The sequence below is a fragment of the Halomonas sp. G11 genome (assembly GCF_001663515.1).
Taxonomy (GTDB): Bacteria; Pseudomonadota; Gammaproteobacteria; order Pseudomonadales; family Halomonadaceae; genus Vreelandella.
Map to the genome: position 1 here is coordinate 89178 of NZ_LYXG01000010.1, position 6595 is coordinate 95772.

Below are 6595 nucleotides of genomic sequence, written 5' to 3' on the forward strand. Positions count from 1 at the left end.
CGTGGCCGATTATCCAGGGTTTATTGCCATTGAGACAGGCGAAGATGATGGCCTCCCCCTAGCCATTGCCTGGTCACTAACCGATGGTCGAGTTAAACAGACATTGATCCACCCGGACGATAGCTGGATCAAGGAAGACACCAATGCCATGGGTGCCTACAGCATCGAAGAGCTGGAGAGCCTGGGGGTAAGCCCCCTTGAAGTGATCCGCGAGCTTGAGAACGACCACTTTTCCGCGACACTATATACCAGCGATAACGGCGATGATGAAGCGGCCCTTGCGCGTCTCTTCGACACCTATGGACTCGATCCTTTTGTGGAACTGGCCCCCGCATCGGTTCTCTATCCGTCCATCACGCCTGGCGAGTGGCATCGCCAGCGCCGGGAAACATTCAGCGAGTTGGGACTCGAGCCCATGCGGCCCGAACATGAATTGGAAGTCATGCTGTCTTTACACCAGAGACTAACCGAAGACGATTAAGCGCTCGCCATTGAGTCCGCTTGATCCAGCACGGCATGCCCATGGGCCACGGCCTCGGTCAGCGTATCCTGGTGGCGATAGTAACGCGCCAACGCACAGGCAAAGGCGTTGGCGCGTACTGGCAGGCCTTCTTCCTTGTAGCGGGCGGCACGCTGGGCCACTTTTTCGGCAAATGCTTCACGATCCACCGCGGCATCGCCACCCAGGTTATCAACGCTGACATGAAACTCACGCCCACACGCCTCGGCAAACAGTGATTCCAGTGCTTGTGGGGCTATCTCGGACTGCTCGAATGCGCGTTGTTGTTCAGCATCCCGGCCATCCGGCAAATACCAGTAGCCATAGTCTTCTTTTTGTCGCCGCTCGGCCCCTGCAATACACCAATGACTGATTTCGTGTAACGCACTGGCGAAAAAACCATGAGCAAAAATAATTTGATGATAAGGCGTCTTGTCGTCAGCCGGTCGATAAAGGGGTTCCTCCTCCCCTTTTACCAAGCGGGTTTTGTAACGCTCAAAAAAAACGCCATCGAATAATGTCATCACTTCGTCGAGCGTCCATTGCGGTTGGGTGTTACTCACATTAGCCTCATCAGCAGCATAATTTTGCCCAGTATACCTGCTAATCTAGCGAGCTTTGAGGGCCGCTTTGCTCAGGAGTTACCCCGTGGGTCGTGTGTTGGAAAAATTCAGTCCGGTTGACTGGCTTGAAACGCGCCAACTTGTGCGTCTGGCGCTTCCCATCTGTGGCGCTCAGCTTGCCCAGGCGGGCATGAGCGTGGTCGATGTCATCATGACAGGTCGCCATGATGCCACTGCGCTGGCGGCTGTCTCGGTGGGTTCCAGCCTGTGGATGCCATTAATGCTTTTCATGACCGGCACATTAATGGGCCTGACGCCCATCGTCGCGCACCTGCTGGGCGGGCAGCGCCACACCGCCATTCGACCCGCAGTACATCAGGGGCTCTGGGTTGCCATCGTACTGGGGCTGTTGGCGGCACTGCTGCTTTGGGTAAGCGTACTGCCCATTTTCGAGCTGATGGAAGTGCCAACACAGGTAGCACACGCCTCCGCTGCGTATCTCGCCGCCGTCGCCTTTGGAATGCCGGGCATCGCCCTTTTCCAGGCGCTCAGGGCTTTTTCGGATGGCATGAACCATACCCGGCCTGCCCTATGGATCAGTCTGATTGGCTTGGCTGTCAACATACCCGCCAACTATCTACTGATCAACGGCGGCGACGGCTTGGCTAACCTGCTGGGGCCATGGTTGCCCAGTGCAGTACAGCAACTGCCTGCATTGGGCGCGCTGGGCTGCGGCATCGCCACGGCGCTGTCCATGTGGACCATGGCGATCGCGATGGCCATTTACACCCACTACACCAATCATTATCACGGCATCTCATTGTGGCAGCGCTTATCGCTTCCCCATTGGCCCGGCATTAAGGAACTCCTGGTGGTCGGTGTCCCCATTGGCGTGGCCATTTTCGTCGAGGTTACCCTGTTCACGCTGATTGCCTTATTTATCGCCAGCTTTGGTGAAGTCACCGTCGGCGCCCATCAGATTGCTCTGAGTTACACCACCATTCTGTTTATGCTGCCCATGTCGCTTAGCATGGCGCTAACTGTCCGCGTGGGGAATACGCTAGGGCAACAACGCATGTCGCATGCCCGCCGTGTGGCCTGGAACGGTATTATCATCAGCGTCATTGTCGCTGCTTTGAATAGTCTGCTGCTATGGACAACGGCCGCGCCTGTCATTGCGCTCTACACGTCCAATCAAGCCATACAGTCACTGGCACTCTCGATTATTGCCCTGGCGGCCATTTTCCAGCTCTCCGATTCGCTTCAGGTAAATCTGGCGGGCGCCCTCAGGGGCTATAAGGATACGCGGATCGTCATGGTCATTACGGTATTGTCATATTGGCTGGTGGGCCTCGGCGGGGGGCACTGGCTGGGATCGCAAGGACTGGGCAATGCCTTTGGCCCACTGGGCGTGCATGGCTACTGGATCGGCTTGATTGCGGGCTTGAGCACTGCTGCCTTGCTTCTGGCTTGGCGGCTGCACGTCATAAGCCGACGCACCTCTGCTATCAGGAGTCAGCATGAAACGCTTTGACTGGATATGGGTTTTACCCTTGATGCTGCTCGGCTGCGCCGACCCGCATCAGGCAGAGGCACCCTGGGAGGCTTACCACCAGCAGCTTGAAAGCGCATTGGCCGATGGGCCTGTCGAGACGCGCCCACCGCCTAATATCGGTGCGTTTCCGGCTCGTGAAGCGCGCCTGTTCGACATCGAAGAAACCCGCGACTCACTGCTCAACGTCTATGCCTTGCGCGAATGCGAGATCACATCCCTCGTCGCCGCCCGCAATAATCAACTGGGCAAGGTCGCTCCACCCAGCCAGCAATGGCTTTATGAACGAACGCTGTGGCAACGTTTAACGTTATGCTGGACAAGCGATGTTCCTCACGCACTGAGTGCAGAAAACCGTGAACGACTGAATCAACTGATGCATACCAAAACAGCGCAGCTGCCCTATGTCAGTTGGAATGCCATTTTTGACTCTGACGAATGGACCGACAGTTTTGCGCGGGCCAGTCACCCTCTGAAGATCGACGCCATGCCGTCGATTGAGCCCCAGCTTGAAGCCGTGCGCTACCTGCAGCAAATGGTGGAGCATCAATTCAGCCTCGCTTGGCAGCAGGACTCATCAAGACTGGAAGACCAACTTAATACGCTACGAACGCGCCCTTTGACCGCCGAGATGTTGCGCACGCTCATGCTGGCGGCTCAACGGCTTGAAGACGCCAGCAAATACCTGAATGAGCATGCCAGACCAGACGAAACGTGCCTCCCTCGATGGAACAAGCAACATCTGGCCGACCTGTCTAATGTGGCCAGGCGATGGTTGACCGCGGTCAATGGCGTGATCGACCGCCACCCCATCGCCGCGCCCGAGGCAATACAGGCTTACCAGTCCAGATGGTTATCACTGCAGGCGCCCGATGCGCCCTGGCAACGCTATCAGGCCGCCATCAAATCCCATGAACGCGCCAGGGCTCAATTTTCTAATTGCACGCCTAATTAAAACGTCGTTTACCCTTAACCTTCGAGCCAACCTGTGCTATTGGTGAAGTATGCGGCGAACAGATGCACGTCTGGTTTGCCAATGTCGTGGCCACGCAGTACGAAGGAGGGACTCTATGGGCGCACCCCTGTCACCCCGCTCTGCCCAGGTCATCGACCTGGATTCTGTACGTCAGCGTCAACTGGCGCAAAAGACCCTTGTGCGTCTAGCGCCAGAGCTGGATGGGTTGGAAATGGTATATCAGTTGGCGTCGGATCCGGACAGCTATTATGGAATGCCCCTGCTAGCCTGGGGCCTCAGGGAGGACGGCAATGTCGTCGGTTTAGTCCCGTGGATGGAGCAGCTAACCGATTGCCATGAACTTCACCGTCATGAAGATGGGCGATTTATTGGCTATCGCGATCCTGAAACGGAAGAAATCTTCACTTCGCCGCCAGACCACAAAGCCGATGAGCTTGCCTCCGCCGCGGAGTATTTCGAGTACGAACCTTCGGGTGATATCACCCTTATCCAGCAATTGCCCGATACGTTAGGCACCCATGCCTTATGCATGAACCAGCCCGATAGTCCCTGGCATATGAAGCCCGTCTACGGCTGGCGACTTTATAGCGACGGTAGCATTGATGCTCTGCTTGCTGATGAAGATAAGGCAACCATGACACCTATCTTATTGGGGGATGACTGCCTATACAGCGCAAGGTCGATGCATCAAAGTGTCTACTTCTTTCAGCGCCATATTGCCAATCGCATTCTTGAGGAAGACCCCGCTACCCTTGACGCACTGGCCATGGTCGTGTTGCCACAGAAATAAGAGGGCGCACGGGTTATCAAAATAACCCGCGCGACCCCGCATCGGCTATGCCAAACGTATAAAATAACAATACTGGTCAGAATCTGAAGTTTGCTGCAATAGCTCATGGCCTAGAAATTGACAGAACTTAGGCACATCACGGGTGGTTGCTGGATCTGTTGCAATGACCTTCAATACATCGCCAGAGGCCATATCGCGGACTTTATTGTGCATCAGCATGATCGGCTCGGGGCAATAAAGGCCACTGGTATCCAATAGCGCATCGTGATGTGGCGCATCCTTTATAATGTCAGACATCGATACCCTCGGAGTTGAGACTTAATCTATGATCAAAATCATCATTGAACGGCGAATTATGCCCGGCCTTGAAGAAGAATATGAACAGGCCGCCCGCGAGGCCATGCGGGCTTCATTGGGCGCTCGCGGCTTTGTCGGCGGCGAAAGTCTTGTTGAACTTGGCCACACGGACCGTCGTTTAATGATTACCAAATGGCGCGACCTGCGTGCCTGGAATGAATGGCACCACAGTGAAGCGCGAGCCAACGCGATGCAGCAAATTCTACCGCTTCTGACAGAAGATGAAACAATTCGAATTTATGAAGCCAGTTACTAAGTCAACAGGCCCTAAATCAGCTTGGCGTCAATGCTTCAGCCTTACGTGCACTGTCACTTCTTCACGGTCATGGTAGAGATGACGACACGCAATATCTGCCGAAACGCTTGCCTGGGATAATGAGTTTTCTAACATCGCCAGGCAACGTGATACCTCTTCCCAGCGCTTCTTCATTGGCAGCTTGAGGTTAAAGATGGCCTCGCGGCACCATTTTCGCGTTAACCAGCGCTCGACCATCGCCAGGACGCGTACCGGTTTATCAACAATATCGCATACCAGCCAATCCAGACGCTGCGGCGGCTCCCAGGTAAAACCATCTTCCTTAAGATGATCAATCTGCCCTGTCGCCATCAATTGTTTATCCATGGGCCCATTATCGATGGCATAAACGTACATGCCCCGTTGAACGAGCTGCCATGTCCACCCACCTGGCGCCGCGCCCAAATCCGCCGCCTGCATATGATCCGCCAGACGCGCATCCCATTCCTCACGGGGTATGAACTCATGCCACGCCTCTTCCAGTTTTAACGTGGAACGGCTGGGCGCACGTGAAGGTGAGCGAAGACGACGAATACCATTGATCAGCTCGCTTCTGTTGCCGGGAAAGCTCATCCCCAGCTGTACACGATCACCCTCCGTCCAGAAGATATGCAGCCGCCGCCCACCGGCTTTCCGCCTTAACGCCCCCCGTTTTTTCAACATGCTTTCCAGCGGCCTGGTCAGCGCCTTGATCAGACCGGCCAGCGCTTTACCATCGTTGGTATCCGGCGTTTCGTGCCAGATCTCTTCAAAACTCCAGCGGCTGGCTTTTATCTGTTCCAAGATCGGCGTCAAACGATCATCACGGGATAGCGTCAGTGCCGACAGTGCCGCCAGGCTCTGCCGCGCAAAAATCAACTTGTTAAACGCGGCCTGGCGATGCAGGTCGTTGATCGGCTCACCATCGGCGTGGGTTAGACTTACCCATCCTTCACCATAGGACGGTACACAGTTAACCTCATTCAAGGCGGCGTGATGCTGCAGTTCTGACAGTGCATCATGCTCGAACCCAGGACGGCAATAGACTAACCATGACGTAGGTACCGTTTCACTCACCACTTCACCTCAAATTTACCCATCACAAACGGTATCAGCCGCTGGTTGATTTCATCGACGCGCATCATAGCACTTATAAGGCTCGATTTATTTTGTTCGTCCCATAACAAAAAAATCCCCCAAGGCATCAGCCCTGGGGGATTTTTTTGGTATAGGTGCCTGACGATGACCAGGGCGGCTCTCCGCTACTCTCCATGGGGAGACCCCTAAACAAAAAACCCAGCCGGTTGGCTGGGTTTTCTGCGGTATAGGTGCCTGACGATGACCTACTCTCGCATGGGGAGACCCCACACTACCATCGGCGCGAAGCGGTTTCACTGCTGAGTTCGGCAAGGGATCAGGTGGTTCACGCTTGCTATGGTCGTCAGGCGTAACTTTAAATGGATATCATGCTGTGTTTTGTGTGCGTCTCTTACCAAGCCTTGTGTCATCAACACTTGGCTCAGTGCGCGTATCCGGTTCTTCCATCGTTATCATCACGACCAGACCCCTTGGGTGTTATAGGGT

General features: G+C 55.0%; 8 protein-coding genes and 1 rRNA gene. 5 read left to right on the forward strand and 4 right to left on the reverse strand.

Annotated elements, in window-relative coordinates:
• Position 1: 1 nt before the first annotated feature.
• A complete protein-coding gene (locus tag ADS46_RS05690; protein WP_066317435.1) occupies positions 2 to 481 on the forward strand; it encodes a hypothetical protein in 480 nt (159 codons plus the stop codon).
• Here ADS46_RS05690 and ADS46_RS05695 read toward each other — a convergent pair.
• A complete protein-coding gene (locus tag ADS46_RS05695; RefSeq protein WP_082926002.1) occupies positions 478 to 1023 on the reverse strand; it encodes an elongation factor P hydroxylase in 546 nt (181 codons plus the stop codon). The two genes, ADS46_RS05690 and ADS46_RS05695, sit on opposite strands and share 4 nt — an antisense overlap.
• Positions 1024 to 1147: 124 nt before the next feature.
• On the opposite strand from ADS46_RS05695, the gene ADS46_RS05700 reads away from it, so the two are divergent.
• From ADS46_RS05700 to ADS46_RS05710, 3 genes are all read left to right on the forward strand, one after another.
• A complete protein-coding gene (locus ADS46_RS05700) occupies positions 1148 to 2596 on the forward strand; it encodes an MATE family efflux transporter (RefSeq protein ID WP_066317439.1) in 1449 nt (482 codons plus the stop codon).
• Positions 2583 to 3569 carry a DUF3080 family protein gene (locus ADS46_RS05705; RefSeq protein WP_066317444.1) on the forward strand — a complete coding sequence of 329 codons (987 nt, stop codon included), beginning with the start codon at positions 2583 to 2585 and terminating at the stop codon, positions 3567 to 3569. Before ADS46_RS05700 ends, ADS46_RS05705 begins: the two co-directional genes overlap by 14 nt.
• Positions 3570 to 3684: 115 nt before the next feature.
• Positions 3685 to 4380, forward strand: coding sequence for a hypothetical protein (locus tag ADS46_RS05710; protein ID WP_066317447.1), 696 nt, complete (start codon positions 3685 to 3687; stop codon positions 4378 to 4380).
• Between the two features lie 45 nt (positions 4381 to 4425).
• Here the strand turns inward: ADS46_RS05710 and tusA are convergent, their stop codons facing one another.
• Positions 4426 to 4677, reverse strand: a complete 252-nt coding sequence (gene tusA / locus ADS46_RS05715) for a sulfurtransferase TusA (protein ID WP_066317448.1) — start codon at positions 4675 to 4677, stop codon at positions 4426 to 4428.
• 28 nt (positions 4678 to 4705) lie between these two features.
• On the opposite strand from tusA, the gene ADS46_RS05720 reads away from it, so the two are divergent.
• Positions 4706 to 4993, forward strand: a complete 288-nt coding sequence (locus tag ADS46_RS05720) for an antibiotic biosynthesis monooxygenase family protein (protein WP_066317450.1) — start codon at positions 4706 to 4708, stop codon at positions 4991 to 4993.
• Between the two features lie 27 nt (positions 4994 to 5020).
• On the opposite strand, the gene rlmM is transcribed toward ADS46_RS05720, so the two are convergent.
• Together rlmM and rrf are read right to left on the reverse strand one after the other, a co-directional pair.
• Positions 5021 to 6091, reverse strand: coding sequence for a 23S rRNA (cytidine(2498)-2'-O)-methyltransferase RlmM (gene rlmM / locus ADS46_RS05725; protein ID WP_066317455.1), 1071 nt, complete (start codon positions 6089 to 6091; stop codon positions 5021 to 5023).
• A gap of 250 nt (positions 6092 to 6341) precedes the next feature.
• Positions 6342 to 6457, reverse strand: a 5S ribosomal RNA gene (gene rrf / locus ADS46_RS05730).
• Between the last annotated feature and the right edge of the window lie 138 nt (positions 6458 to 6595).

Coding starts and splice junctions, on each gene's coding strand:
- ADS46_RS05720 (WP_066317450.1), top strand. CDS start 4,706: ATGATCAAAATCATCATTGAACGGCGAATTATGCCCGGCCTTGAAGAA.
- ADS46_RS05710 (WP_066317447.1), top strand. CDS start 3,685: ATGGGCGCACCCCTGTCACCCCGCTCTGCCCAGGTCATCGACCTGGAT.
- tusA (WP_066317448.1), bottom strand. CDS start 4,677: ATGTCTGACATTATAAAGGATGCGCCACATCACGATGCGCTATTGGAT.
- ADS46_RS05705 (WP_066317444.1), top strand. CDS start 2,583: ATGAAACGCTTTGACTGGATATGGGTTTTACCCTTGATGCTGCTCGGC.
- ADS46_RS05695 (WP_082926002.1), bottom strand. CDS start 1,023: ATGACATTATTCGATGGCGTTTTTTTTGAGCGTTACAAAACCCGCTTG.